Origin of the sequence: Streptomyces adustus (assembly GCF_009377175.1) — a bacterium.
GTDB lineage: Bacteria > Actinomycetota > Actinomycetes > Streptomycetales > Streptomycetaceae > Streptomyces > Streptomyces adustus.
Window position 1 is genome coordinate 1 of record NZ_VJZD01000138.1, and the last position, 24,923, is coordinate 24,923.

Annotated in this window: 24 protein-coding genes; 14 read left to right on the forward strand and 10 right to left on the reverse strand. The window is 71.3% G+C overall.

What is annotated here, in order from left to right:
• Positions 1 to 26: 26 nt before the first annotated feature.
• The 4 genes from FNH09_RS28235 to FNH09_RS28250 all read left to right on the forward strand — a co-directional run bounded on the left by FNH09_RS28235 (position 27) and on the right by FNH09_RS28250 (position 4,302).
• Positions 27 to 1,154, forward strand: coding sequence for a pectinesterase family protein (locus tag FNH09_RS28235; protein ID WP_152892736.1), 1,128 nt, complete (start codon positions 27 to 29; stop codon positions 1,152 to 1,154).
• 5 nt (positions 1,155 to 1,159) lie between these two features.
• A complete protein-coding gene (locus FNH09_RS28240; protein WP_152892737.1) occupies positions 1,160 to 2,191 on the forward strand; it encodes a pectinesterase family protein in 1,032 nt (343 codons plus the stop codon).
• A gap of 90 nt (positions 2,192 to 2,281) precedes the next feature.
• Positions 2,282 to 3,394: a right-handed parallel beta-helix repeat-containing protein gene (locus FNH09_RS28245; RefSeq protein ID WP_152892738.1), complete on the forward strand. Its 1,113-nt coding sequence runs from the start codon at positions 2,282 to 2,284 to the stop codon at positions 3,392 to 3,394.
• 110 nt (positions 3,395 to 3,504) lie between these two features.
• Positions 3,505 to 4,302 carry an HAD family acid phosphatase gene (locus tag FNH09_RS28250; protein ID WP_152892739.1) on the forward strand — a complete coding sequence of 266 codons (798 nt, stop codon included), beginning with the start codon at positions 3,505 to 3,507 and terminating at the stop codon, positions 4,300 to 4,302.
• A 103-nt stretch (positions 4,303 to 4,405) separates the two neighbouring features.
• On the opposite strand, the gene FNH09_RS28255 is transcribed toward FNH09_RS28250, so the two are convergent.
• Both FNH09_RS28255 and FNH09_RS28260 read right to left on the reverse strand, forming a co-directional pair.
• The gene (locus tag FNH09_RS28255) at positions 4,406 to 5,254 is read right to left on the reverse strand and encodes a hypothetical protein (RefSeq protein ID WP_152892740.1); all 849 of its coding nucleotides are present in this window, start codon (positions 5,252 to 5,254) and stop codon (positions 4,406 to 4,408) included.
• Positions 5,251 to 5,817, reverse strand: coding sequence for a SigE family RNA polymerase sigma factor (locus tag FNH09_RS28260; RefSeq protein WP_162469226.1), 567 nt, complete (start codon positions 5,815 to 5,817; stop codon positions 5,251 to 5,253). The genes FNH09_RS28255 and FNH09_RS28260 overlap by 4 nt, the downstream gene beginning before the upstream one ends.
• A 243-nt stretch (positions 5,818 to 6,060) precedes the next feature.
• Between FNH09_RS28260 and FNH09_RS28265 the strand changes: the two genes are divergently transcribed.
• Positions 6,061 to 7,512: an NCS2 family permease gene (locus tag FNH09_RS28265; RefSeq protein WP_152892742.1), complete on the forward strand. Its 1,452-nt coding sequence runs from the start codon at positions 6,061 to 6,063 to the stop codon at positions 7,510 to 7,512.
• Positions 7,513 to 7,556: 44 nt separating this feature from the next.
• Here FNH09_RS28265 and FNH09_RS28270 read toward each other — a convergent pair whose 3' ends face one another.
• The 3 genes from FNH09_RS28270 to FNH09_RS28280 form a co-directional block, all read right to left on the reverse strand.
• Complete coding sequence (locus FNH09_RS28270; protein WP_152892743.1) at positions 7,557 to 9,011, reverse strand: peptidoglycan D,D-transpeptidase FtsI family protein; 1,455 nt, start codon at positions 9,009 to 9,011, stop codon at positions 7,557 to 7,559.
• Positions 9,012 to 9,118: 107 nt separating this feature from the next.
• Positions 9,119 to 9,586: a GNAT family N-acetyltransferase gene (locus FNH09_RS28275; RefSeq protein ID WP_152892744.1), complete on the reverse strand. Its 468-nt coding sequence runs from the start codon at positions 9,584 to 9,586 to the stop codon at positions 9,119 to 9,121.
• A 4-nt stretch (positions 9,587 to 9,590) separates the two neighbouring features.
• Entirely contained in the window at positions 9,591 to 10,364 is a 774-nt protein-coding gene (locus FNH09_RS28280) for an IclR family transcriptional regulator (protein ID WP_152892745.1), read from the reverse strand.
• A gap of 143 nt (positions 10,365 to 10,507) precedes the next feature.
• On the opposite strand from FNH09_RS28280, the gene FNH09_RS28285 reads away from it, so the two are divergent.
• The 4 genes from FNH09_RS28285 (at position 10,508) to FNH09_RS28300 (ending at position 14,987) form a co-directional block, all read left to right on the forward strand.
• Positions 10,508 to 12,037 (forward strand): aldehyde dehydrogenase family protein, encoded by a 1,530-nt coding sequence (locus FNH09_RS28285; protein WP_162469227.1) that lies wholly within the window; start codon positions 10,508 to 10,510, stop codon positions 12,035 to 12,037.
• Positions 12,038 to 12,361: 324 nt separating this feature from the next.
• Positions 12,362 to 12,970, forward strand: a complete 609-nt coding sequence (locus FNH09_RS28290) for a DUF1349 domain-containing protein (RefSeq protein ID WP_152892747.1) — start codon at positions 12,362 to 12,364, stop codon at positions 12,968 to 12,970.
• A gap of 143 nt (positions 12,971 to 13,113) precedes the next feature.
• A complete protein-coding gene (locus tag FNH09_RS28295; protein WP_152892748.1) occupies positions 13,114 to 13,836 on the forward strand; it encodes a DsbA family oxidoreductase in 723 nt (240 codons plus the stop codon).
• Between the two features lie 98 nt (positions 13,837 to 13,934).
• On the forward strand, positions 13,935 to 14,987 hold the full coding sequence (locus FNH09_RS28300; protein ID WP_152892749.1) for an aminotransferase class V-fold PLP-dependent enzyme: 1,053 nt from the start codon (positions 13,935 to 13,937) through the stop codon (positions 14,985 to 14,987).
• Between the two features lie 61 nt (positions 14,988 to 15,048).
• On the opposite strand, the gene thpD is transcribed toward FNH09_RS28300, so the two are convergent.
• From thpD to FNH09_RS28325, 5 genes are all read right to left on the reverse strand, one after another.
• Entirely contained in the window at positions 15,049 to 15,936 is an 888-nt protein-coding gene (thpD, locus tag FNH09_RS28305; RefSeq protein ID WP_152892750.1) for an ectoine hydroxylase, read from the reverse strand.
• 5 nt (positions 15,937 to 15,941) lie between these two features.
• On the reverse strand, positions 15,942 to 16,352 hold the full coding sequence (locus tag FNH09_RS28310) for an ectoine synthase (protein ID WP_152892751.1): 411 nt from the start codon (positions 16,350 to 16,352) through the stop codon (positions 15,942 to 15,944).
• 30 nt (positions 16,353 to 16,382) lie between these two features.
• Positions 16,383 to 17,654 carry a diaminobutyrate--2-oxoglutarate transaminase gene (gene ectB, locus FNH09_RS28315; RefSeq protein ID WP_162469228.1) on the reverse strand — a complete coding sequence of 424 codons (1,272 nt, stop codon included), beginning with the start codon at positions 17,652 to 17,654 and terminating at the stop codon, positions 16,383 to 16,385.
• A gap of 28 nt (positions 17,655 to 17,682) precedes the next feature.
• Positions 17,683 to 18,198, reverse strand: coding sequence for a diaminobutyrate acetyltransferase (gene ectA / locus FNH09_RS28320; RefSeq protein ID WP_152892752.1), 516 nt, complete (start codon positions 18,196 to 18,198; stop codon positions 17,683 to 17,685).
• Between the two features lie 392 nt (positions 18,199 to 18,590).
• The gene (locus tag FNH09_RS28325) at positions 18,591 to 19,691 is read right to left on the reverse strand and encodes an aminotransferase class V-fold PLP-dependent enzyme (protein ID WP_162469231.1); all 1,101 of its coding nucleotides are present in this window, start codon (positions 19,689 to 19,691) and stop codon (positions 18,591 to 18,593) included.
• 269 nt (positions 19,692 to 19,960) lie between these two features.
• On the opposite strand from FNH09_RS28325, the gene FNH09_RS28330 reads away from it, so the two are divergent.
• The 5 genes from FNH09_RS28330 (at position 19,961) to FNH09_RS28350 (ending at position 24,820) form a co-directional block, all read left to right on the forward strand.
• Positions 19,961 to 20,812: a transporter substrate-binding domain-containing protein gene (locus tag FNH09_RS28330; protein ID WP_162469229.1), complete on the forward strand. Its 852-nt coding sequence runs from the start codon at positions 19,961 to 19,963 to the stop codon at positions 20,810 to 20,812.
• On the forward strand, positions 20,809 to 21,642 hold the full coding sequence (locus tag FNH09_RS28335) for an amino acid ABC transporter permease (RefSeq protein WP_152892753.1): 834 nt from the start codon (positions 20,809 to 20,811) through the stop codon (positions 21,640 to 21,642). The genes FNH09_RS28330 and FNH09_RS28335 overlap by 4 nt, the downstream gene beginning before the upstream one ends.
• The gene (locus FNH09_RS28340) at positions 21,639 to 22,430 is read left to right on the forward strand and encodes an ATP-binding cassette domain-containing protein (RefSeq protein WP_162469230.1); all 792 of its coding nucleotides are present in this window, start codon (positions 21,639 to 21,641) and stop codon (positions 22,428 to 22,430) included. Before FNH09_RS28335 ends, FNH09_RS28340 begins: the two co-directional genes overlap by 4 nt.
• A 21-nt stretch (positions 22,431 to 22,451) precedes the next feature.
• Positions 22,452 to 23,549: an amidohydrolase family protein gene (locus FNH09_RS28345; protein ID WP_152892754.1), complete on the forward strand. Its 1,098-nt coding sequence runs from the start codon at positions 22,452 to 22,454 to the stop codon at positions 23,547 to 23,549.
• A gap of 293 nt (positions 23,550 to 23,842) precedes the next feature.
• On the forward strand, positions 23,843 to 24,820 hold the full coding sequence (locus FNH09_RS28350; RefSeq protein WP_152892755.1) for an SCO1860 family LAETG-anchored protein: 978 nt from the start codon (positions 23,843 to 23,845) through the stop codon (positions 24,818 to 24,820).
• Positions 24,821 to 24,923: the final 103 nt, after the last annotated feature.

Here is a 24,923-nt window from a genome sequence, read left to right on the forward strand (position 1 = left end):
GAGCCGCACCGCGAAGGAGCAGCCGTATGCCCTCGCACCTCCCCCTCCCTCTCTCCCGCCGAGGCCTCCTCCTGGCGGGCGCCGGCGCGGGCGCCGCCCTCGGCCTCGCCCCGGGCCGCGCACGGGCCGCGGCCCGCCCGCGCCCCTTCGGCCGCTACGGTTCACCGGCCGACCGCGCCACCCCGACCACCCTGTACGTCGACCAGGACGGCCGGGGCGACTTCAGCACCGTCCAGGCCGCCGTGACCGCCGCGGCCGGCAGCGGCTGGACCCTGGTCATCGCGCCCGGCACCTACCGGGAGACGGTCGCCGTCGACGCCACCCGCACCGAGGCGACCTGGATCGGCGCCTCGCGGGACCCCCGGGACGTCGTGATCGTGTACGACAACGCGGCCGGCACGCCCAAACCCGACGGTTCGGGCACCTACGGCACCACCGGCTCCGCCACCACCACCGTGCAGGCCGACGGCTTCACCGCCCGCTGGATCACCTTCGCCAACGACTGGCTGCGCGCCGACCACCCCGGCATCACCGGCACCCAGGCCGTCGCGATCAAGGTGCAGGGCGACCGCTCGGCCTTCCACCACTGCCGCTTCCTCGGCCACCAGGACACGCTGTACGCCGACTCCCGCGCGCTGACCGCCTTCGCCCGCCAGTACTACGCCGACTGCTACGTCGAGGGCGACGTCGACTTCGTCTTCGGCCGGGCGACCGCCGTCTACGAGAACTGCCACTTCCGCACCCTGGACCGCGCCGACCTGGCCGGCGCCCCCTACGGCTTCGTGTTCGCGCCGTCCACCGCCGTCGCCAACCCGCGCGGCTACCTGGTGAGCCGGAGCCGGGTCGGCAGTGCGGCCCCGGACGCCTTCTACAAGCTGGCCCGGCCCTGGGTGCCCGGCTCCGACCCCACCGCCCGCCCCATGCTCACCGTCCGCGACACCCGCCTGGGCGCCGGGATCGACGCGGTCGCGCCGTACACCGACATGTCGGCCGCGTACCCGTGGCAGGACCAGCGGTTCGCCGAGTACCGCGACACCGGCCCCGGCGCCGAGATCACCGTCCCGGAGAACCGCCCCCAACTCACCGACGAGGAAGCCGAGTCGGCGACCCGCGAGATCTATCTCGGCGACTGGGCGCCCTGGAAGGAGTGCTGACGGACATGCGCCGACGCACCCTCCTCACCGGCCTGGCCGGCGCCTTCGTCCCGGTGGCCGCCGGTCCCGCCGCGGCGCACGACGGCCGGGTCCTGCACGTACGCCCCGGCGACTCGGTGCAGGCGGCCGTGGACCGGGTGGACCGGCCCGGCCTGACGATCGTCGTGCACCCGGGCACCTACCGCGAGGTCGTCACCGTCCCCGCCGCGGCGGCGGAGCTGACCCTGCGCGGCGCCACCGGCGACCCGCGCGACACCGTCATCGTCTTCGACCGCGCCAACGGCACCCAGCGGCCGGACGGTTCGGGCACCTACGGCACGGCCGGCTCCGCCACCTTCACCTCGGCGGCCCCCGGCCTCACCGTCCGCGACCTCACCCTCGCCAACGACTGGCTGCGCGCCGACCACCCGGACATCACCGGCACTCAAGCGGTCGCGGCCTACGTCACCGGGGACCGCTCCTCCTTCGAGAACGTCCGCCTGCTGGCCCACCAGGACACGCTGTTCGCGGACACGACCGCCCTCGACGCCTTCGACCGTCAGTACTTCCGGCACTGCCACATCGAGGGCGACGTCGACTTCGTCTTCGGCCGGGCCACCGCCGTCTTCGACCGCTGCCGGTTCCACACCCTGCAACGGGACGTGACCTTCACCCCGAAGGGCATGGTCTTCGCCCCCGCCACGGCCCGGGCGAACCCTCACGGCTTCCTCGCCGTGCGCTGCCGGGTCACCTCGGCCGCCGAGGACGCCGCCTACAAGCTGGCCCGGCCGTGGGTGCCGTCGTACGAGACGACCGCCTGGCCCTCGCTGGTGGTCCGGGACACCTGGCTGGGCCCCGGCATCGACGCGGTGGCCCCGTACACCAACATGCGTGACGCCTACCCGTGGCAGACCATGCGCTTTCGCGAGTACGCCGATTCCGGCCCGGGTGCGGCGATCACGGTCCCCGAGAACCGGCCGCAGCTGACGGCGCAGGAGGCCGCCGAGCACACCCCGCGGACGTATCTGCGCGACTGGCGGCCCCGCGGCCGCCCCTGACCGAACCCCGACGTTCCCGGTGCTCGCGACGTTCCCGTCCCGTGCATCCCCCCACCCGACACAGTCGCATGACGAAAGGACCCGCACGCCATGTCCCGTCGTACCGCTCTCACCCTCACCGCTGCCCTGGCCTTAGGATCCGGCCTCGCGATCCTGCCCACCCAGGCCCAGGCCGCCACCGTGGTCGTCAGCAACGTGACCGACCTGACCAGCGCCATCAAGAACGCCACCGCGGGCACCGTCATCCAGGTCCGCGGCGGCACCTACTACCCGACGGCCACCCTCCAGTCCACGGTCAACGGCACCTCCTCCTCGCCGGTCACGCTGACCGCGTACGGCTCGGAGACGGTCAAGATCGACGGCTCCTCGCTCCCGGACGGCGACTGGATCTTCAAGCTGACCGCCGACTACTGGAACGTCTCCAACATCACCTTCCAGAACTCCCCGGACAGCGCGGTCGTCTGCCAGTCCTGCACCGGCACCAACTGGACCAACATCAAGACCATCAACGGCGGCGACTCGGGCTTCACCCTCACCGGGGACGGCACGGTCAACAACACCGTCAAGTACCTCGACAGCTACGGCAACTACGACGCCGCCAACCACGGCGAGAACGCCGACGGCGTCGCCATCAAGTTCGGCTCCGGCACCGGCAACCTCGTCACCGGCGCCCGCCTGTACAACAACTCGGACGACGGGATCGACTTCTGGTCCTTCTCCTCGCCCGTCACCGTCGAGCACACCTGGTCCTTCGGAAACGGCGTCAACCGCTGGTCCGACTCGGCCTTCGCCGGCGACGGCAACGGCTACAAGCTGGGCGGCGACGGCGAGGTGGTCGCCCACGTCGTCAACAACTCGGCGGCCTGGGGCAACGCGGGCAACGGCTTCACCGAGAACTCCAACACCGGTGCCATCGTCATCAACCGCACCACCGCCTACGCCAACGGCAACTGGGGCTACTACTTCGCCACCAGCGCCGCCCGACTGGGCAAGAACCTGGCCGTGAGCAACGGCAGCGGCTCGGTCTCCAAGGGCTCCTCGGTGGTCTCGGCCGGCAACAACTGGGACAGCGGCATCAGCACCCCCTCCTTCAAGTCGACGGACGCCACGACCACGTACAACTCCCGCCAGTCGAGCGGTGCGTTGCCCGTGACGACGTTCCTGACCACGGGCAGCACCACCATCGGCGCGACCATGGACTGACGAGGGGCCGCCAACTCCGGGGCGCTTGACCCGTTTTTTGCCTGTGAGGGAGATATCGATCGGGCAACGGGTCTCGCGCCCGCCCGGGTGACGCGCGTAGAACTCGTGTCATGCATAAGCCACTTCGTCTCGCGGCGCTGGCCGCGGCGTGTGCCGTCGCCGGTGCCGGCCTGTACGGCGCCGGCGCCGCCACGGCCGGCCAGTCCACCGCCAACTCCACCCGTGAGCCGTACAACATCGGTCTCCTGGTGAAGGACATCGACACCTACTACGGCATCACGACCGACAGCGCCGGCGTGTACCAGGCGTCCCCGGACAGCCCGTATGCCAAGGACCTCGCGCGGATCGACGCCGCCGCGCGCAAGCAGATCGACCGGGCCGCCCACAAGGCGGCGCACCACAAGGGCGAGAAGCCCGCGGTCGTCTTCGACATCGACGACACGCTGCTGCTCAGCCTCGACTACGAGAAGCGCTACAACTACACGTACAACGGCACCACTTGGGCGGAGTACGTCGACAAGGCCGACCGTCCGGGCGTCTTCGGCAGCGCGGAGCTCGTGCGCTACGCCCACGCCAAGGGCGTCGAGGTCTTCTACAACTCGGGTCTCAGCGAGGCGCAGCGCACCGCCGCCGTCGCGAACCTGAAGAAGATCGGCGCCGACGTGAACCTCGACGCCGCCCACATGTTCCTCAAGGACAAGGCGAACCCGCCGGCCTACCTCGCCGCCTGCGCCACCCCGGGCGCCTGGAACTGCACGACCGTGCAGTACAAGTCCGGTACCCGCAAGCACATCGAGAGCCTCGGGTACGACATCGTCGCCAACTTCGGCGACCAGTACTCCGACCTGGACGGCGGCTACGCCGACCGCACGTACAAGCTGCCGAACCCGACGTACTTCGTCAGCTAGGGCCACGGCACCAAGGCGTCGTCCGGCGGCAACCTTCTCCGCCTGGGCGGCGACCGTGTTCCGGAGGCGGGCCGGGGCGTTTCCTCCCCCGGCCCGCTTCGTCTCAACTGCCGGCGAAGTCGCCCGAGACGACGTGCTCCCGGCCGCCCGCGGTGGCCGTGACCGTGTAGCTGTCGTCGCCCGCGTTCCGGCCGCCGCGGTCGTGGTCGTACTGCCCGGCGAACACCCACTGGCCCACCGGCACCGTACGGCCCGCCTTGAGCACCCAGGTGTAGACGAGGAAGCCGTCCCGCTCGCCGACGGTCAGCGTGAAGTCGTCCTCCGGCAGCGTGCGCCAGGCACCGGTCGAGCCGACCCCGCCGGTCTGCCTCACCTTCAACCGCACACTCAGCGAGGTCAGTTGCTCCGAGGTCCGGAAGGTGACACTGCTCTGCGCCCAGAAGTCGTTGCTGTGCGGGTCCACCGATCCGACCGACCGCAGCGGCCCGTCCTCGGCACCGGCGGCGGGCGGGGGCGCGGAGACGGAAGCGGAGGGTGTGGACGCGGGGACGGAGACGGCGGGCGAGCGGGACGTGCCGGGGTCGGCCGGGCCGGGCTTGCCGCCGGAGTCCGGGTCGGGGCGCGGCGAGGCCGACGGACGGCTCGTCGCGACCGGGACCCCGTCCGGGGCCGGCGGGGCCGCGGCCGCCCGTGGCGCCGGGGCGTCCGTCCGCACGGCGGACGCTACCGCGTAGCCGCCGACGGCGAGCAGTCCCGCGACCGCGGCCGTGGCGCTCACGATCCGCACCCAGCTCCACAGCGGTGGGCGCGTCACCCGGTGGTCCGGCCGCTCCTGACCCGCCATCCCGCGCTCGATCCGGGCCAGCATCCGGGCCCGGTCCGGCCGGTGCGTCCCGGCGGCTTCCCGCAGCCGGGCGGACAGGTCCTCGCGCACGTCCCGCCGCATCGTCATCGGTCCCCTCCCGCGGACTTGCCGGTGTGCGCCATCGCCGCGTGCACCTGCTGCCGTGCCTCCCGCGCGCCGAGCAGCCTCTGCAACTCCGCCATCCCCTTCGAGGTCTGGCTCTTGACCGTACCCACCGAGACCCCGAGGGCGAGTGCGGTGTCCTGCTCGGAGAGGTCGAACGCGTGGCGCAGCACCACACAGGCCCGTTTGCGGAAGGGGAGTCGGCGCAGCGCCGTGCGGACGTCCAGCATCCCCGCGACGTCCGGGTTCTCCGTCCGCTCCTCGCGCTGCGACCAGAACAGGGCGACCCTGCGGCGTTCGCGCACGGCGCTGCGGATGCGGCTGCGGGCCAGGTTGGCCACGACCCCGCGCGCGTACGCCACCGGATGGTCGGCCGCGCGGACCCGGTCCCAGCGGTGCCACAGCGCCAGCAGCGCGTCCGCCGCCAGATCGTCGGCGGCGTCCGGCTCGCCGGTCAACAGGTGTGCGAGGCGGGCGAGTTCGGCGTAGTGGCGCTCGAAGAAGGCCCGGAACTCCGCGGAGGCGGCGTCGTCGACGACTGTGCCCACGGGTGACCTCTTCTCGGGGAGCCTGTGTGTCATGCGAATGACATGGCGGTGCCCCGAGGGGTGGCAGGGGCGAGGTCCGGAAGCGTAGCAGTGGTCAACTGCCTTACCCGTGCGGGGCTTCGGACAACGTATGACCGCCCGGATCGGATTCCGTAACACGAAGAAAACCTGAAAGTGCTTGAAGAGGGGAACAATCCAGCCAGCATCCGCACACCGAGCACGCAGGCTACGAGGAGAATCGTGATGTCCGAAGCGCAAAAGGTCGACAACCGGCCAAGTGCCGCACCACCGGCGGCAGGCGGGGTCGACGGGTTCTTCAAGATATCCGCCAGAGGCTCCACCATCGGCCGGGAGATACGCGGCGGATTCGCCACCTTCTTCACCATGGCGTACATCCTCGTCCTGAACCCCATCATCCTCGGCAGCGCCAAGGACAAGTTCGGGCACACGCTCGACACCGGCCAACTGGTCACCGCCACCGCGCTGGTGGCGTGCGTGATGACCGTCGTCATGGGCATCGGCGGCAACCTCCCGCTCGCCATCGCGGCCGGCCTCGGCCTCAACGCCGTCGTCGCCTTCCAGATCGCCCCGCTGATGAGCTGGGACGACGCGATGGGCCTCGTCGTCCTCGAAGGCATCCTGATCTGCGTCCTGGTGCTCACCGGCCTCCGGGAAGCGATCATGAACGCGATCCCGCAGCAGCTCAAGCAGGCGATCGGCGTCGGCATCGGCCTGTTCATCGCGTTCATCGGCTTCGTGGACGCCGGCTTCGTCAGCCGCATCCCGGACGCGGCGAACACCACCGTGCCGGTGCAGCTGGGCGCCGTCGGCCGACTGACCGGCTGGCCCGTCCTGGTCTTCTGTCTCGGTGTGCTGCTCACCATCGCGCTGGTCGCGCGCAAGGTGAAGGGCGCCATCCTCATCAGCATCGTGACCATGACCGTCGTCGCGATCGTCATCGACGCCGTCGCCGACATCAAGAGCTGGGGGCTCACCACCCCGAAGGTGCCGGACAAGATCGTCGCCAGCCCGGACTTCGGGCTCATCGGTCACTTCAGCCTGTTCGGCGGCTTCGCCGAGGCCGGTGCGCTCACCGCGGTCCTGCTGGTCTTCACCCTGGTCCTGTCGGACTTCTTCGACGCCATGGGCACCATCGTCGGGATCAGCGCCGAGGCCGGGCTGCTCGACGAGCAGGGGCAGGTCCCGGGCATCGGCCGGGTGCTGTTCATCGACGGCGCCGCCGCCGTCGCGGGCGGACTGGGCTCCGCCTCCTCCAACACCGCCTACATCGAGTCCGCGGCCGGCGTCGGCGAGGGCGCCCGCACCGGCTTCGCCAACCTGGTCACCGGCGGCCTGTTCGGCCTCGCGCTCTTCCTCACCCCGCTGCTGACCATCGTCCCGCTCCAGGCCGCGGCGCCCGCGCTGATCGCGGTCGGGTTCCTGATGATGACCCACGTCAAGCACATCGACTGGGACAAGTTCGAGATCGCGATCCCGGCGTTCCTGACCATCGTCGCGATGCCGTTCACGTACTCCATCACCGACGGCATCGGCGCCGGCTTCCTCGCCTACGTCGTCATCAAGACGGTGCTGGGCAAGGCCAAGGAGGTCAACTGGCTGCTGTGGGCGGTCTCGGCGCTGTTCCTGGTGTACTTCGCGATCGATCCCGTGGAGCAGCTCCTCGGGGTCAAGTGAGGCCCGGGGGGGGCGGTCCGGCCGGACCGCCCCCCGCCCGGTCGCTACTTGAGCGCCGCCTTCATCATCGCCCGGGCCACCGGCGCGGCCAGTCCGTTGCCGCTGACCTCGGAGCGGGCCGCGTCCGACTGCTCGACCATGACCGCCACGGCGACCTCCTCGCCGGTCGAGTCGGACGTGCCGTACGAGGTGAACCAGGCGTACGGCGTCTTGCTGTTGTTCTCGCCGTGCTGGGCCGTGCCCGTCTTGCCGCCCACGGTCACCCCGTCGATGAGCGCGTTCGTGCCGGTGCCCTGCTCGACGACCGTCTGCATCGCCGACCGGAGCTGCCTGGCGGTGGCGGAGCTGACGACCTGGGTGCCGGTCGCCTCGTCGTCGTAGTTCTTCAGCACGTCGCCGCCGCCGTCGGTGATCTGCGCGACCATGTGCGGCGAGACCAGCTTCCCGTCGTTGGCGATGGCCGCGGACACCATGGCCATCTGGAGCGGGGTCGCGGTGACGTCGAACTGGCCGATGCCCGACAGGGCCGTCTGCGCCTTGTCCATGCCCGACGGGTACACGCTGGCGTAGGCCCGGACCGGGACGTCCTGGCTGTCGTCGTCGAAGCCGAACTTCTCCGCCATGGCCCGCACCTTGTCCTGTCCGAGCTGCACGGCCATGTGCCCGAAGACGTTGTTGCAGGAGTACTGCAACGCGACCCGGATCGTGGCGTCCGCGCACGGCGCCGAGGTGTTCTCGTTCCTCAGGACCGTGCTGGTACCGGGCAGGGTGTACGGGTCGGGGCTGTCCGTGTGCTGGTCCACCGACGTGTACAGACCGTTCTCCAGCGCGGCGGCCGCCACCACCAGCTTGAAGGTCGAGCCCGGCGGCAGCGGCTGGCGCAGCGCCCGGTTGGTCAGCGGCTTGTCGGCGTCGGCGGTGAGCTTCTTCCAGGCCGTCCCCGCGGTGTTGGCGTCCGTGAGCGACGAGGGGTCGTACGACGGGGTCGAGACGACCGCCAGGATCCTGCCGGTCTTCGGATCGATCGCGACGGCCGCGCCCTTGTTGTCGCCGAGCGCCCGGTACGCCGCCTTCTGCACGGCGGGGTCGATCGTCGTGATCACGTTCCCCGGATCCGCGCGCTTGTCGGTGACGGTGTCCAGGACGGTCCGCAGCCGGTCGTCCGTGCCGTTGAGGAGGTCCTGGTAGATGCCCTCCAGCTGGGTCGGCGCATAGCTCTGCGAGGCGTAGCCGGTCACCGCCGCGTACAGCTCGCCGTCCGTGTAGGTGCGTCGGTAGCGGAGATCTCCGTCCTTCGTCCGTGCCGAGCCGGTGATCGCCTCACCGGCCACGACGATGTTCCCGAGCGGATCCGCGTACGTCGTGATCGCGTTGCGCCGGTTGTCCTTGTCGTCCGCGAGTGCCCGGCCCTCGTAGAACTGCACCCACGTCGCCCTGACCAGCAGAGCGAGCACGAGGAGCAGCGCGAAGACCGATGCGCGCCTGATCGTCTTGTTCATTCCGTCCGGACAGACGAACGGGCGGAGGGGAATCGTTCCCTTCCGCCCGGTTTTTCATCGCACATTCATACGGCGTGGCGTCAGCCGCGCAGGTCGCGCCGGTCGCCTCAGTCGTGCAGCGTCAGCACGATCTCGGCGATCTCCTCGCCGCGCGCGTGGGCGAAGCCGCTGGCCCGGGCGCTGTCGCGGAAGCCGCACTTGCGCAGGACCCGCAGCGAGCCCTCGTTGTCGGCCGCCGCCCGCGCGTACAGCGGGCGCTCGCTCACCTCGGCGAGCAGGAGCCGCAGCGCGGCCGTGGCGATCCCGCGCCCCCAGTAGGCGCGGTCCACCCAGTACGTCACCTCGCGCTCGCCCGGTTCCCCGTACACCGAGGCGGTTCCGACGACGTCCCCGTCGGCCAGCACCGTACGGACCAGCTCCCTGTCCCTTATCCGCCGCCACTTCGCGTCGAAGCCGTCGCGGTCGGCCGGGTCCTCCGGCGTGAACGCGGCCATCCGCAGGGACTCCGGGTCGTTCATCTGCCGGAAGAAGACCGCCAGATCGCTGTCGTGCACCTTGCGCAGGGCGACTTCCATCGTGTCAGAGCCTCCGAGTGGCGAGCGTCAGCCGGTCGCGGGCGTCGAACAGGGCGTCCTTCACCAGTTGCTCGTGGGCCGGGGTGAGCCGGGCCACCGGGACCGAGCAGCTGATCGCGTCCCGGGCCGGGGTGCGGTACGGGATGGCGACGCCGAAGCAGCGCAGGCCCAGCGTGTTCTCCTCCCGGTCCACGGCGAAGCCCTGCTCCCGGACCTGGTGCAGTTCCTCGATCAGCTTCTCACGGTCCGTGATCGTGTGCTCGGTCAGCGCCGGGAGCGACTCGGGCAGCAGCTTGCGGACCTGCTCGTCCGTGTACGTGCTCAGCAGCGCCTTGCCCAGGGAGGTGGAGTGCGCGGGCAGCCGGCGGCCGACCCGGGTGAAGGGGCGCAGGTAGTGCTGGGACTGGCGGGTGGCGAGGTAGACGACGTTCGTGCCGTCCAGGCGGGCCAGGTGGATGGTCTCGGTGGTGTCGTCCGAGAGCCGGTCCAGGGTCGGCCGGGCCGCCGCGACCACCTCGTCGCCGTCGATGTAGGAGGTGCCGACGAGCAGCGCGCGCACCCCGATGCCGTACCGCGTGCCCGTCGCGTCCGTCTCCACCCAGCCCAGTTCCACCAGCGTGCGCAGCAGCATGTACAGGCTGGACTTGGGGTAGCCGACGGCCTCCTGGACCGACGCGAGGGAGTGCATCCCGGGCCGTCCGGCGAAGTATTCCAGCAGCTCAACCGTCCGTACCGCGGACTTGACCTGCGCTCCGCCCCCCGTCTCGCCTGCCGACATCGCCCTTGACCCCTTCGTTCGACGGGAAATAGTCTCCGACAGCATATTCATCATCCGAGACGGTGTTCAGTATATCGAACGCCCTGGTGGATGACGTACATACTGCGGCATTGCATGCGGCATTCGATGTGGAGGGACCCGCGGTGGCAGCAGCACCAGTCTGGAGTGTCGACCCCCGAACCGGGAAGCAGCGGGAACAGGTTGCGGTGGCGGCCACGGTCCAGGAGGTGGACGCCGCCGTCCGCGCCGCGCACGACGCGCGCGGCGCGCTCGCCGACCGCACCGTCCGCGCGGCCTTCCTGCGTTCCGCCGCCACGCACCTGGAGGCGGCCCGGGACCAGCTCGTCGAGGCCGCCGACGCCGAGAGCGCGCTCGGTCCGGTCCGGCTGACCGGGGAGCTCGCCCGCACCTGCTTCCAGTTGCGGGCCTTCGCGGACATCGTCGACGAGGGCGCCTTCCTCGACGTGGTCATCAACCACCCCGACGACACCGCCACCCCGCCGATCCCGGACCTGCGCCGCTACAAGGTGCCCCTGGGCGTCGTCGCCGTCTACTCGGCGTCCAACTTCCCCTTCGCCTTCTCCGTCGCGGGCGGCGACACCGCGAGCGCGCTGGGCGCGGGCTGCCCGGTCGTGGTCAAGGCCCACCCCGACCACCCGGCGCTGTCCGAGCTGGTCGCCAAGGTGGTCCGCCGGGCCGCCGCGGAGCACGGCATCCCGGACGGTGTGCTGGGCCTGGTGCACGGCTTCGAGGCCGGCGTCGAGCTCATCAAGCACCCGCTGGTGTCCGCCGCGGGCTTCACCGGTTCCGTCCGGGGCGGGCGCGCGCTGTTCGACGCGGCGGCCGCCCGGCCGGTGCCGATCCCGTTCCACGGCGAGCTCGGATCGCTGAACCCGGTCGTGGTGACCGAGGCCGCGGCCGTGGAGCGCGCCGAGGCCATCGGGGCCGGGCTCGCCGGGTCCATGACGCTCGGCGTCGGCCAGTTCTGCGTGAAGCCGGGGCTGGTGCTCGTGCCGTCCGGCGCCGCGGGCGACGGACTGGTCAAGTCCCTCACGGACGCCGTCAGCGCCACCGAGGCCGGGGTCCTCCTCGACCACCGGATGCGCGACAACTTCATCGCCGGGGTGGCCGAGCGGACCGGGCTGGCGGACGTGGACTCCCCGGTGACCCCCGGCGCGGGCGGCGAGCACACGGTGAGCGCGGGCTTCCTGACCGTACCGGCGGGCAGGCTGACCGCCGAGAGCGAGTACGACCTGCTGCTGGAGGAGTGCTTCGGACCGGTCACCGTGGTGGCCCGCTACGAGGACGACGCCGAGGTGCGCGGTGTGCTGTCGCGGCTGCCGGGCAACCTGACCGCGACGGTCCAGCTGTCCGAGGGCGAGGCGGCGGGCGAGGGGCGCGGCGCGGAGATCCTCGCCGAACTGACCCCGCTCGCCGGTCGCGTCCTGGTCAACGGCTGGCCGACCGGGGTCGCGGTGGCGCCGGCCCAGCACCACGGCGGCCCGTACCCGGCGACGACCTCGACGTCGACGTCGGTCGGCGGCACGGCGATCGAGCGCTGGCTGCGGCCCGTCGCCTACCAGAACGCGCCGGAGGCCCTGCTGCCGCCGGAGCTGAAGGACGACAACCCGCTGGGCCTGCCGCGCCGCTTCGACGGCCGGCTGGAGCGGTAACGGGGTCCCCTCGCACGACGGGCCGGACGGCCGCCGAGGGCACCCGCGGGAGACCGCGCGCCTCCCTGGGCCGCCGTCCGGTTCCGTCGCGGGCCCTTGCTGGGCCGTTGTCCGGTTCCGTCGCGCGCCTTGCTGGGCCGCCGTCCGGTTCCGCAGTGCGCCTTGTGCGGCGGCCGTCCGGTTCCGTCGCGGGCCCTTCCGGGGCGCTGTCCGGTCCCGCCGCCTGCCCCCTCGGCGGCCGTCAGGCCCCCGCCGCACGGCCGTCGGGCGACACGGGACCGGACCCCCCTCGGGTTTCTCCGGAGCACCTGAGAGAATCCGCCGATGGACGTCGAACTCCCCGAACTCCCTTTCTCCTTGCGCACTTACGGCCCCGACGGGCACTGGGCCTACGAGGACGGAATACTCAGTGGATGGGCCGGTCCCCGGCAGGACCGGTTCGTGTCGCCCACCGGCGAGGCGCTCGATCCCGCCACCGACGCACCCCGGCTGCTGGGGGCGCCGGAAGGCGACTTCCAGCTGATCGCCCGGGTCACCGTGGGCTTCGCCGCGGCCTTCGACGCCGGGGTGCTCTACGTCCACGTCGGAGAGCGGGCCTGGGCCAAGCTCTGCCTGGAGTACTCCCCGGACGTGCCCACGGTGTGCACGGTGGTCACCCTGGGGCACTCCGACGACGCCAACTCCTTCACGGTGGACGGCAGTTCGGTCTGGCTGCGGGTGAGCAGGACCGGCCGCGCCTTCGCCTTCCACGCCTCCCGGGACGGCAAGCGCTGGACCTTCGTCCGGCTGTTCACCCTCGGCGGGGAGAAGGAGACGGGCGCCGCCCTGGTCGGCTTCATGTCGCAGTCGCCGATAGGGGAGGGCTGTGTCGTCACCTACGACCACATCGAGTTCCGGCCCGCCTGGCCGGACGACCTGCGGGACGGCAGCTGAGCCCGGAATCCGGCCGTACGGGGATCCGGGCAGCCCGGAATGCGGCGATCCGGGGCGTGCGGGAATAGCGCGGGCTGTTTGAACGTTCATGCATCCGGCGGAGGGAGTCTCCGTACCCGTACGACCCGGAGAGAGCCGAAGACATGCGCGTCGAGATCTGGAGCGACATCGCCTGCCCGTGGTGTTATGTCGGAAAAGCCCGTTTCGAGAAGGCGCTCGCGGCCTTTCCGCACCGTGACCAGGTCGAGGTCGTGCACCGCTCCTTCGAGCTGGACCCCGGGCGCGCCAAGGGCGACACCGTGGACGTGCTCACGATGCTCACCAAGAAGTACGGCATGAGCCAGGCCCAGGCCCAGGCAGGCGAGGACAACCTCGGCACCCAGGCCGCCGCCGAGGGACTGGCGTACCGCACCCGGGACCGCGACCACGGCAGCACCTTCGACATGCACCGGCTGCTGCACTTCGCCAAGGAGCAGGGCCGCCAGGACGAGCTGCTCCAGATCCTGTACCGGGCCAACTTCGCCGAGGAGCGCTCCGTGTACTCCGAGGGCGACGAGCGGCTGGTCGAGCTGGCCGTCGAGGCCGGACTGGACGGCGACGCGGCCCGCGAGGTGCTGGCCGACCCGGACCGCTACGCCGACGAGGTCCGCGCCGACGCGCGCGAGGCCGCCCAGCTCGGCGCGAACGGCGTACCGTTCTTCGTCCTGGACCGCACCTACGGCGTCTCCGGCGCCCAGCCCGCGGAGGTCTTCACCCAGGCGCTGACCCAGGCGTGGGGCGAGCGCCCGGTGCTGAAGCCGGTCGGCGCCGCCGACACCGACGGCGCCCAGGCCTGCGGCCCCGACGGGTGCGCGGTGCCCCAGTGACGAAAGCCCAGCTCCGGGCCCATCCATAAGCGTTCGTTGGCGAAACCACGCAGAAATCGGCAATGGACGGTGACTTCACGGGACCGCAGAGTGGTCCCATGGAGAACTTCGAGAGCGTCGTCCGTGCCGAGTTCGGACCGAAGAACACCTTCCTCAACACCGCGAGCAGCGGACTGCTCCCGGCCCGCACGGTGGCCGCCCTGTCCGAGGCGGCCCGGGTCCGGGCCGAGGGCCGACCGCTGACCTCGCTGCACACGGACGTGGAGGAGTCCCGGGCCGCGTTCGCCCGACTGGCCGGTGTCCCGGTCACCCGGGTGGCGGCCGGACCCTCGGTCGCCGCGCACACCGCGCTGATCGCCGCCTCGCTGCCCGCCGGAGCCGAGGTGCTCACCGCCGAGGACGACTTCGCCTCGGTGGTGAACCCCTTCCACGTCCGCGGGGACCTCAAGGTGCGTGCCGTGCCGCTGGAGCGGCTCGCCGAGTCCGTCCGTCCGGGCACCGCGCTCGTCGCGGTCAGCGCCGCCCAGTCCGCCGACGGGCGGATCGCCGACCTCGGCGCGGTGCGCGAGGCGGCCCGGACGCACGGGGCACGTACTTGCGTCGACTGGTCCCAGGCCGCCGGCTGGCTCCCGCTGGCCGCCGACGACTTCGACTACACCGTCTCCATCTGCTTCAAGTGGCTGCTCGGCCCGCACGGGGCGGCCTTCCTGGTGGTGCCGGAGGACTTCGGCGGACTCACCCCGCTGCTGGCCGGCTGGGTCGCGGGGGAGCGGCCCTGGGACAGCTGCTACGGCCCGGTCACCGAACTCGCCCACTCCGCCCGCCGGTTCGACGTCAGCCCCGCCCTGTTCAGCTACGCGGGACTGCGCCACTCGCTCGCCCTCGTCGAGGAACTCGGCGTGGACGCCGTGCACGCACACGACCTCGCCCTCGCCGACCGCTTCCGCGCGGGTCTCGCCTCACTCGGCCGCGAACCGCTGCCCGCCCCCGGCTCGGCCATCGTGTCCGTGCCCGGACTGGGCCGGCTCCAGCCCGAGTTGAGCCGCGCGGGCATCGAGGTCTCCGACCGTGCGGGCAACCTGCGCGCCTCCTTCCACCTGTACAACACCACCGCGGACGTGGACCGGCTGCTGGACGTCCTGTCCGGCTGAACCTCCGGCACCGGACCGCCCGGGACGCGGCGCCCCGGCCGGTCCGGTGCCGGGCGGTGGCTCACCGGACCGGGGTGAAGTCCCGCGCCCCGATGTACTCGGGCCGTCGTACCGGTGCCGCGAACGGTTCCACCGCCTCGTTCTCCACGCTGTTGAACACGATGAAGACGTTGCTGCGCGGAAACGGCGTGATGTTGTCGCCGGACCCGTGCATGCAGTTGCAGTCGAACCAGGTCGCCGAGCCGGCCCGGCCCGTGAACAGCCGGATGCCGTGCCGGTCCGCCAGCGAGGTCAGCGCCTCGTCCGACGGGGTGCCCGCGTCCTGCATCCGGAGGGACTTCCTGTAGTTGTCCCGCGGGGTGGCCCCCGCGCACCCGAGGAACGTGCGGTGCGAGCCCGGCATGATCATGAGGCCGCCGTTGGTGTCGTGGTTCTCGGTCAGCGCGATCGAGACGGACACCGTGCGCATGTTCGGCAGACCGTCCTCGGCGTGCCAGGTCTCGAAGTCGGAGTGCCAGTAGAAGCCGCCGGCCCCGAACCCCGGTTTGACGTTGATGCGCGACTGGTGGACGTAGACGTCCGAGCCGAGGATCTGCCGGGCCCGGCCGACCACGCGCTCGTCGCGGACGAGCCGCGCGAAGACCTCGCTGATCCGGTGGACCTCGAAGACGGACCGGATCTCCTGGGACTTCGGCTCCCTGACGGACCGCGGGTCGGCGCGGACGGCCGGATCGGCGACCAGCCGCTCCAGCTCCTGCCGGTAGACGGCCACCTCGTCGTCGCCCATGAGCCGGTCGACGGTGAGGAAGCCGTCGCGCTCATAGGCCTGGAGGTCGGCCGTCGGGACCGGTCCCGGGGTGTCCGGGGCGCCCCAGACGACCGGGTCCTGGCGCGGGACGGCGACCTCGCTCGTGCCGCGGGTGGGGTACAGGTCGGTGATCACGGTCATGGACGTCACGCCTCCTCGGGCTCGGGCTCGGTGAGCAGGGGATACACCCCGTTCTCGTCGTGGTCCTCCCGGCCCGTGACGGGCGGGTTGAACACGCAGATGCAGTGGAAGTCCTCCTTGACGCGCAGCGTGTGCCGCTCGTGGCCGTCGAGGAGGTACATGGTGCCGGGCGTGATCGTGTACGTCCGGCCGGCCTCGTGGTCGGTCAGCTCGGCCTCGCCCTTCGTGCAGACGACGGCCTCGATGTGGTTGGCGTACCACATCGACGTCTCGGTCCCGGCGTACAGGACGGTCTCGTGCACCGAGAAGCCGACCCGCTCCCTGGCCAGGACGATCCGCTTGCTCTCCCAGGTGCCGGACCTCGACCTGATGTGCCGGTCGGTGCCTTCGATGTCCTCGAACGATCGAACGATCATGAGTGGTGGTCCCTCCTCGCCGGACGCTGGTCAGACGGTTTCCCGGACGGCGCGGGCCAGGACGCGCAGGCCCTCGTCCAGCTCCTCGGGTGTGACGGTCAGGGCGGGCAGCAGTTTCACCACCTCGCTCTCCGGGCCGGACGTCTCGATGAGCAGCCCGAGTTCGAAGGCCCGCCGGGCGATCCGCTCGGCGCGGCCCTTGTCGTGGAACTCCAGGCCCCACACGAGCCCCCGGCCCCGGTACTCGCGGACGTCGGCGAGGTTCTCCTCGGTGATCGAGACGAGCCCCTGCTCCACCTGTTCGCCACGGGTGCGGGTCTGCTTCTCCATGGCGGCCCCGTCGGCCCAGTACGTCTCCAGCGCGGCCGTCGCCGTCACGAACGCCGGGTTGTTGCCGCGGAAGGTGCCGTTGTGCTCGCCCGGCTCCCACACGTCGAGTTCCGGCTTGAACAGGCACAGCGACATCGGCATCCCGTAGCCGCTGATGGACTTCGAGACGGTGACGATGTCGGGGGTGATCCCGGCCTCCTCGAAGGAGAAGAAGGCCCCGGTGCGTCCGCACCCCATCTGGATGTCGTCGACGATCAGCAGCATGTCCTGGCGCTCGCACAGCGCGGCGAGCGCGCGCAGCCACTCGGGGCGGGCGACGTTGATGCCGCCCTCGCCCTGCACGGTCTCCACGATCACGGCGGCGGGCTTGTTCAGACCGGAGCCCTGGTCCTCCAACAGCCGCTCGAACCACAGGAAGTCCGGCACCCGGCCGTCGAAGTAGTTGTCGAACGGCATGGGCGTGCCGTGCACCAGCGGTATGCCGGCGCCCGCCCGCTTGAACGCGTTGCCGGTCACGGCGAGCGACCCGAGCGACATCCCGTGGAAGGCGTTGGTGAACGACACGATGGCCTCGCGGCCCTTCACCTTCCGCGCCAGCTTCAGCGCCGACTCGACGGCGTTGGTGCCGGTCGGCCCCGGGAACATGACCTTGTACGGCAGGTCGCGCGGGCGCAGCACCAGGTCCTGGAAGGTCCGCAGGAACGACCGCTTGGCGACGGTCGACATGTCGAGCCCGTGGGTGACCCCGTCGCGCAGCAGATAGTCGATCAACGCCCTTTTGAGTACGGGGTTGTTGTGGCCGTAGTTGAGTGATCCGGCGCCGGCGAAGAAGTCGAGGTACCGGCGGCCGTCCTCGTCGTACATGTGGCTGCCCTGCGCGCGGTCGAAGACGACCGGCCAGCCGCGGCAGTAGCTGCGCACCTCGGACTCCAGGGTCTCGAAGACGCTCAGGTCGGGCTGGGTGATGGTCACGGCGAAACGCTCCTCGGTGCGACGGGTGTCAGTGCGACGGGTGGGTCAACGGGCCGATGCGGTACAGGACTTCGGGTGCGTGCGGGCCGTCCGGGAAGTGGTCCGCCGCGAACAGCACCTCGCGGGTGACGGCCGCCCCGTGCCGGGCGGCGTACGAGGTGAACAGGCGCTCGGAGGCGGTGTTGTCCGGCGTGATGGTGGTCTCGACGCAGGTGAGCGGATGTTCGGCGGCGATCCGGGCGGTCAGCCCGTCGAGCAGCGAGCCGGCGAGACCGCGGCCGCGGTGGGTACGGTCGACCGCCACCTGCCAGACGAGCAGGGTGTGCGGGCGCTCGGGCCGGACGTACCCGGTGACGAACCCGACGGGCCGCCCGTCCTCTCCGCGTGCCACCGCCGACGTCCCGGCGAAGTCGCGGCACCACAGCAGATAGCTGTAGGAGGAGTTCAGGTCGAGTGTCCCGGAGTCCTTGGCGATACGCCACAGAGCGGCCCCGTCCGACACCGACGGGCGGTCGAAGTGCAGGTCTGCTTGTACGGCAGTCATGCAAATTGAATTTACCGAGGGAAATTGAAAAATGCATGACCGGACGGGCTTACTTCCGAGCTCGTCCCGTGTTATCGCGCGGGTGCGCGCAGGAGGGGAAGGGTGTGCAGAATGTACGGTTTTAAACGCCAGGAAAGCGGTAAAACGGGCGCACTGTGGAACGGGTCACACGGGTGTGGCCTTCACGGAATCCCCGTGGAACGCCCGCTCGGATACGCTCGAAATCTTTGCGTTTAGGTAAGTGATCAGCGGGCAGGAGAATGCGGGGAGCTGCCCTGGATCGAAATTCGGAAAATCCCCGGATCCAGGGATCGGATCCGGGGATTTTCGAAGGACTGCGAATTCGGAATTATCAGGCGGTGGGTCCTGGGGCCCGTCCGGTGGATCGGGTCCTAGTGCCAGGCGTTCTCCACGGCCCGCCGTGCCGCCTCGGGGTCCACGGCCGGGCCCTGCTCGGCCAGTGCGGCGCCCAGCGCCACCAGGCTCGCCCGAACGGCCTCCACCGTCGCGTCGGCGCCGTAGTGATTGACCCGGATCATCTCCTTGGCCAGCGCGCCCCCGCCCGCGGCCAGCGGCAGCGTCGGGTCCGCCGCCAGTGCCCGTGCCACCAGCTCCGACGCCACCACGCCCGAGGTCGTCCGCAGCGTCGTGGCGACCGGCGCCGCGTCCCGCTCCTCGTACACGTACGGCTCCAGGCCGCCGCCCAGTGCCACCGCCCCCGCCCGGGTGGCCAGCGCGGCGCTGCGGTGCCGGGCCATCACCGTGTCCAGTCCCGCCGTCTCGATCCGCTCCACGCAGGCCTCCAGCGCGAGCATCTCCAGCTGGGCCGGCGCGTGCAGCAGCGCCTTGCGGCCGCCGTCGACCCAGCGCTGCTTCCAGTCCAGCAGCGACAGGTACGACCGGCGCGGCGCCCCGGGGTTGGCGGCCATCCGGGCCCAGGCCCGCTCGCTCACCGACACCGCCGACACACCGGCCGGACCGCCCATCGCCTTCTGCGCGCCGATCACGCACAGGTCGACGCCCCAGGTGTCCGGCAGCACCGGCTCGGCCCCGACGGAGGCCACGGCGTCCAGGTAGAACAGGGCGCCGTGGGCCCGTACCGCCTCGCCGATCTCCGCGACCGGGTTGGTGTTGCCGGTCGCCGCCTCGGCGTGCACCAGCGACACGAAGTCGATCTCCGGGTGCTCGGCGAGGGCCGCCCGCACCTGGTCGGCGGTGACGGCCGTGTGGAAGGGCACGGCCAGGTCGATCACCTTCGCCCCGCAGTCGCGCAGCCAGTCGCCGAAGGTCTGCCCGTACGGGCCGGTGATCACGTTCAGGGCGGTCGTGCCGGGACCGGCGGTCCCGCGGATCGCGCCCTCCAGCGGCAGCAGCGCCTCGCCCTGCATGATCACGACGTCCTGACGGGTGCCGAGGAGCCGGGCCACCCGGTCCTCGATCGAGGCGAAGCGCGCGGCGCTCAGCGGGGGCAGGTCGAGGAACGGGTGGGTCACGGCGGTGCTCTCTTCGCTCTCTGTCACTCACGGGTGGCCGACCCCTCACGGATGGTCGACGCTGACGAGGGTATCCGGCGACCGTCGCCCCCCTCGCCCGGCGTCCGACGCATGGCGAGCGGCGGCCGGTGACCGGCGACTTCTTAGGCTGTACGGCCGCGTAGCCATCGGTTTAATTTGAGGACCTCAAACATCTCCTTATAATCTGAACCCACAGCTCACTCACAGCCCCCCACCGCCCCCCACGGACCCCTTCAGGAGGTCACCCCGTGAACACCCCTCTCGGACGCCGGGCCCGCGTCCTGGCCGCCATCACGGCGACGGCCGGACTGGTCCTCGTGGCCGGATGCTCCTCCGGCGGCAGCGGCTCCGGCGCCACGAAGACGGCGGCCGGCGGGGTCGAACTCGTCAAGGCCGGGCAGCTCACCACGTGCACCCATCTGCCGTACCCGCCCTTCCAGTCGGAGCTCGACGGCAAGGTGCAGGGCTTCGACGTGTCGCTGATCGACCTCGTCGCCAAGAACCTCGGCGTGAAGCAGGCCATCGTCGACACGCCCTTCGAGAACTTCAAGACGGGCGCGTTCCTCAACTCCGAGCAGTGCGATCTCGCCGCCGCCGGCATGACGATCACCGAGGAACGCAAGAAGAACGTCGACTTCTCCGACCCGTACTTCGACGCCACGCAGGCCGTCCTGGTCGACAAGAAGAGCGGCATCACCTCGCTCGCCGACGTCAAGGCGAAGGGCAAGAAGCTCGGCGCCCAGGCGCAGACCACCGGCGAGGACTACGCGAAGAAGCAGGGCTTCGACCCGATCTCCTTCGAGTCCTCCGACGCGGTCCTCAGCGGGCTGCGCACCGGCCAGGTGCAGGCCGTCATCATCGACTACCCGGTCGTCCAGGGCTGGCTGAAGGACCTGGCCAACGCCGACGACTTCAAGGTGGTCGACAACCTCAACACCGGTGAGCAGTACGGCTTCACGGTGAAGAAGGGCAACACCAAGCTCCTGGCCGCCATCAACAAGGCGATCGCGGACGCCAAGGCCGACGGCACGTACAAGAAGCTCTACGAGAAGTGGATCGGCCCGTACGACGCGGCCGTCGCCTCCCCGTCCGCCTCATGAGTGGTGCCGAGACCCCCCTCCAGCCCCGCAGGACCGGCCTGAGCCGGCGCCAGAAGCGCCGGATCTCGCGCGGCGCGCAGTACGTCGTCTTCGCGGCCGCCGTGATCGCCTTCGCGGTCGCGGCGGACTGGGGCCGTCTGAAGAACCAGTTCTTCCAGTGGGACCTGGTCAAGCAGATGTTCCCGGACGTCATCACCCTGGCGCTGAAGAACACCGTCCTGTACACGACGTTCGGCTTCGTCGTCGGGCTCGTGCTGGGCATCGTCATCGCCCTGATGCGCCTGTCGTCGGTGGGCCCCTACCGCTGGGCCGCCGGTGTCTACATCGAGGTCTTCCGCGGACTGCCCGCCCTGCTGATCTTCATCTTCGTGGGCGTCGCGGTGCCGCTCGCGTTCCCGGGCACGGAGATCCCGGGCGGGACGTACGGCAAGGTCGCCATCGCGCTCGGCCTGGTGGGGGCCGCGTACATGGCCGAGACGTTCCGCGCGGGCATCCAGGCCGTGCCCAGGGGGCAGATGGAGGCGGCCCGCTCGCTGGGCTTCTCGCACGCCCGGGCCATGGTCTCGATCATCGTCCCGCAGGCGTTCCGGATCATCCTCCCGCCGCTCACCAACGAACTCGTGACCCTCTTCAAGGACTCCTCGCTGGTGCTGTTCCTCGGTGTCACCCTGGAGGAGCGGGAACTGTCCAAGTACGGCCGCGACCTGGCCAGCACGACCGCCAACTCCACACCGATCCTGGTCGCGGGCCTGTGCTACCTGCTCGTGACGATCCCGCTCGGGTTCGTGGTACGCCGTCTCGAAGCGAAGTCGGGGGAGGCCGCCAAGTGAGCACGCCCGAGATCCAGGTGAAGGACCTGCACAAGTCCTTCGGCGACAACGAGGTGCTGCGCGGTATCGATCTGGAGATCGCCCAGGGCGAGGTCGTCTGTGTCATCGGCCCGTCAGGCTCCGGCAAGTCGACCCTGCTGCGCTGCGTGAACCTCCTGGAGGAGCCGAGCAAGGGCCAGGTGTTCGTCGGCGGTACGGAGGTCACGCACCCCGACGTCGACATCGACGCCGTACGCCGCCGTATCGGCATGGTCTTCCAGCAGTTCAACCTCTTCCCCCATCTGTCGGCGACCGAGAACCTCACGCTGCCGCAGCGCCGGGTGCTCGGCCGGGGGAAGGAGGAGGCGGCCCGGATCGCCGCCGAGAACCTCGCCCGGGTGGGTCTGGCGGAGAAGGCCGACGCCTATCCGGCGGCCCTCTCCGGCGGCCAGCAGCAGCGCGTCGCCATCGCCCGCGCCCTCGCGATGGGGCCCGAGGTGATGCTCTTCGACGAGCCGACCTCGGCCCTCGACCCGGAGCTGGTGGGGGACGTCCTCGCCGTCATGCGCATGCTCGCGCAGGAGGGCATGACGATGATGGTCGTCACCCACGAGATGACCTTCGCGCGTGAGGTCGCCGACCGGGTCGTCTTCATGGACGGCGGGGTGATCGTCGAGGAGGGCCGCCCGGCCGAGGTCATCGGCAACCCGCGCCACGCACGCACCCGCCACTTCCTCTCCCGCCTCCTCGACCCCGCCATGGCCGAGGTGGAGGAGGAGACCTCGGACCAGGTGGGCGGACCGGCGTAGCGGCTCACTAAGGTGCGGGGCATGAGCGATCACGCGGTGCTGCACGTGAAGGGTCCGGTGCTCGTCGGCCCGGACGACGGGGACGTCCGGGACGAGCTGTGGGTGGTCGGCGGACGGATCTCCTACGACCGTCCCGCCGGCGTCCGCGACATCTGTACCGTCGAGGGCTGGGTGCTGCCCGGCCTCGTCGACGCGCACTGCCATGTGGGCCTCGGCGCACACGGCCCGGTCGACGCGGACGTCGCGGAGAAGCAGGCGCTGACCGACCGCGAGGCCGGCACCCTGCTGATCCGGGACGCGGGCTCGCCCTCCGACACCCGCTGGGTCGACGACCGCGAGGACCTCCCGAAGATCATCCGGGCCGGCCGGCACATCGCCCGCACCCGGCGCTACATCCGCGGCTACGCGCACGAGGTCGAGCCGGACGAACTGGTCGCGCACGTCGACCGGGAGGCCCGGCGCGGCGACGGCTGGGTCAAGCTGGTCGGCGACTGGATCGACCGCGACCTCGGCGACCTGTCGGCCTGCTGGCCGCGCGAGGCGGTGCAGGCGGCGATCGCGCAGGCCCATCGGCTGGGCGCCCGGGTCACCGCGCACTGCTTCGCCGAGGACTCCCTGCGGGACCTCGTCGAGGCCGGTATCGACTGCATCGAACACGCCACCGGTCTGACCGAGGAGACGATCCCGCTGTTCGCCGAGCGGGGCGTGGCCATCGTCCCGACCCTCGTCAACATCGCGACCTTCCCGCAGCTCGCCGCGGGCGGCGAGAGCAAGTACCCGCGCTGGTCGGCCCATGTGCGGCGACTGCACGAGCGCCGCTACGACACCGTGCGCGCCGCCTACGACGCAGGCGTCCCGGTGTACGTCGGCACCGACGCCGGGGGCAGCCTCGCGCACGGTCTGGTGGCCGGCGAGGTCGCGGAACTGGTGACGGCCGGCATCCCCGCGGTCGAGGCGCTCTCGGCCACCACCTGGGGCGCGCGCGACTGGCTGGGCCGCCCCGGACTCACCGAGGGGGCGCCGGCGGACCTGGTGGTGTACGAGACGGACCCGCGGGCGGACGTGAGGGTGCTGGCCGCTCCGCGGCGGGTGGTGCTGAACGGTCACGTCGTCGGCTGAACACCTCCGCGACCACCGCGTCGGCACACCCGGGCCCGCGACGCACTCGGTTGACGAAGCGTGACCGGCCGGGGCGGTGCGTCGTTGCGCCCCCTCGTGCGCGCGGTCCGGCTGTCCGTGCGCACACGAGGTGAGGCATGAGGGTGACCGGGTGGAACATCCGTGCCGCTAGATTCGAAAAAGTGCACGGAAATCCCACGATGGAGTGAAGTGCCCCGAGATAGCCCCCTGTTCACCCTTAGTGCGTAATCCTTGCCGGGTCCCGAGCACGTCACTACTGGGGGTCCCACGCCTTGAACGGCAACCACTTCCGCATGCCCGCACGCCGTCTCGCCGCCGTCGCCGCGGCCACGTCCCTGGCCGCCGGTCCCGCGGCCCTCGTCGCGGCGGACACCGCCCACGCGACCGGAGGCCAGGGCCGGGCGAGCGCCGCCGTCCTGCGCACCGGACTCGACGTGGCCCTGCTGAACAGGTCCGTGGGTGTCCCCCTCGCGGTCTCGCTCAACGAGGTCGAGGCGCCGAAGCGGCAGAACGCGCAGCGGACCGCGCTCCGCGCCCGTCTCGACGGCGTCGACGGGGGCAGGCCGTTCAGCGTGCTGAGCGCCGAGGTGGCGACGGCGAAGGCGACGGTCACCGCCGACAAGGCGGAGGGCTCCACCGAGCTCGCCCATGCCCGGCTGCACGTGCCCGGCCTGCCCCTGCTGTCCGTCATCGAGGTCGAGAGCATCACCTCGAAGGCGACCTGCGAGGCCGGGAAGGCACCGGTCGCCTCGGCGAACGTCCTGGGCGCGGTCACCGTCCTCGGCAAGCGGACCAGGCTGACCGCGGGCGGTCCCACGGACGTCAAGGTGCCCGGCGTCGGCGAGGTGCGCCTGGACCTGTCGAAGCGCGAGACCACGTCCCGTACGGCGGCCGCGACCGCCCTCGAACTCACCGTTTCCATCAACCCGTTGAAGCTGAACGTGGCCGAGGTCAAGGGCACCCTGAGTCTCGCGCAGGCGACCTGTGAGACCCCCGAGGCCGCGGAGGAGGCCGAGCCGGCCCCCGCGGCGGCCGAGTCCGCCGCGCCCGAGTCCGCCGCGCCCGAGTCCGCCGCGCCCGCGGCGGCCGCCGACCCGGGAACCTCCGACGTGACGACCAAGGGCGCGCCCGCGCAGGCCGACCTGGCACAGACCGGCGGGAGCTCGGTGACCCCGTATCTGATGGGCGGCGCTGCCGCGCTCCTGGTGGCGGGCGGGGGAGCGGTGGCACTGTCCCGACGCCGGGGCTGACCACCCCGGAGGAGCGGGGCCGCGCCGGGGCTGACCACCCCGGATCGGGCGGGGCCGCCCCAGGGAACGGGGGGCCGAAGCTGCCTCCCCCGGGGGACGGGAG

Excerpts from the sequence above, each read along its gene's own strand:
- FNH09_RS28240 (WP_152892737.1), top strand. The coding sequence starts at position 1,160 with ATGCGCCGACGCACCCTCCTCACCGGCCTGGCCGGCGCCTTCGTCCCG.
- FNH09_RS28300 (WP_152892749.1), top strand. The coding sequence starts at position 13,935 with ATGGAGAACTTCGAGAGCGTCGTCCGTGCCGAGTTCGGACCGAAGAAC.
- FNH09_RS28345 (WP_152892754.1), top strand. The coding sequence starts at position 22,452 with ATGAGCGATCACGCGGTGCTGCACGTGAAGGGTCCGGTGCTCGTCGGC.
- FNH09_RS28275 (WP_152892744.1), bottom strand. The coding sequence starts at position 9,586 with ATGGAAGTCGCCCTGCGCAAGGTGCACGACAGCGATCTGGCGGTCTTC.
- FNH09_RS28235 (WP_152892736.1), top strand. The coding sequence starts at position 27 with ATGCCCTCGCACCTCCCCCTCCCTCTCTCCCGCCGAGGCCTCCTCCTG.
- FNH09_RS28335 (WP_152892753.1), top strand. The coding sequence starts at position 20,809 with ATGAGTGGTGCCGAGACCCCCCTCCAGCCCCGCAGGACCGGCCTGAGC.
- FNH09_RS28280 (WP_152892745.1), bottom strand. The coding sequence starts at position 10,364 with ATGTCGGCAGGCGAGACGGGGGGCGGAGCGCAGGTCAAGTCCGCGGTA.
- FNH09_RS28265 (WP_152892742.1), top strand. The coding sequence starts at position 6,061 with ATGTCCGAAGCGCAAAAGGTCGACAACCGGCCAAGTGCCGCACCACCG.
- FNH09_RS28290 (WP_152892747.1), top strand. The coding sequence starts at position 12,362 with ATGGACGTCGAACTCCCCGAACTCCCTTTCTCCTTGCGCACTTACGGC.
- FNH09_RS28245 (WP_152892738.1), top strand. The coding sequence starts at position 2,282 with ATGTCCCGTCGTACCGCTCTCACCCTCACCGCTGCCCTGGCCTTAGGA.
- FNH09_RS28270 (WP_152892743.1), bottom strand. The coding sequence starts at position 9,011 with ATGAACAAGACGATCAGGCGCGCATCGGTCTTCGCGCTGCTCCTCGTG.
- ectA (WP_152892752.1), bottom strand. The coding sequence starts at position 18,198 with ATGACTGCCGTACAAGCAGACCTGCACTTCGACCGCCCGTCGGTGTCG.
- FNH09_RS28250 (WP_152892739.1), top strand. The coding sequence starts at position 3,505 with ATGCATAAGCCACTTCGTCTCGCGGCGCTGGCCGCGGCGTGTGCCGTC.
- thpD (WP_152892750.1), bottom strand. The coding sequence starts at position 15,936 with ATGACCGTGATCACCGACCTGTACCCCACCCGCGGCACGAGCGAGGTC.
- FNH09_RS28310 (WP_152892751.1), bottom strand. The coding sequence starts at position 16,352 with ATGATCGTTCGATCGTTCGAGGACATCGAAGGCACCGACCGGCACATC.
- FNH09_RS28255 (WP_152892740.1), bottom strand. The coding sequence starts at position 5,254 with ATGACGATGCGGCGGGACGTGCGCGAGGACCTGTCCGCCCGGCTGCGG.
- FNH09_RS28295 (WP_152892748.1), top strand. The coding sequence starts at position 13,114 with ATGCGCGTCGAGATCTGGAGCGACATCGCCTGCCCGTGGTGTTATGTC.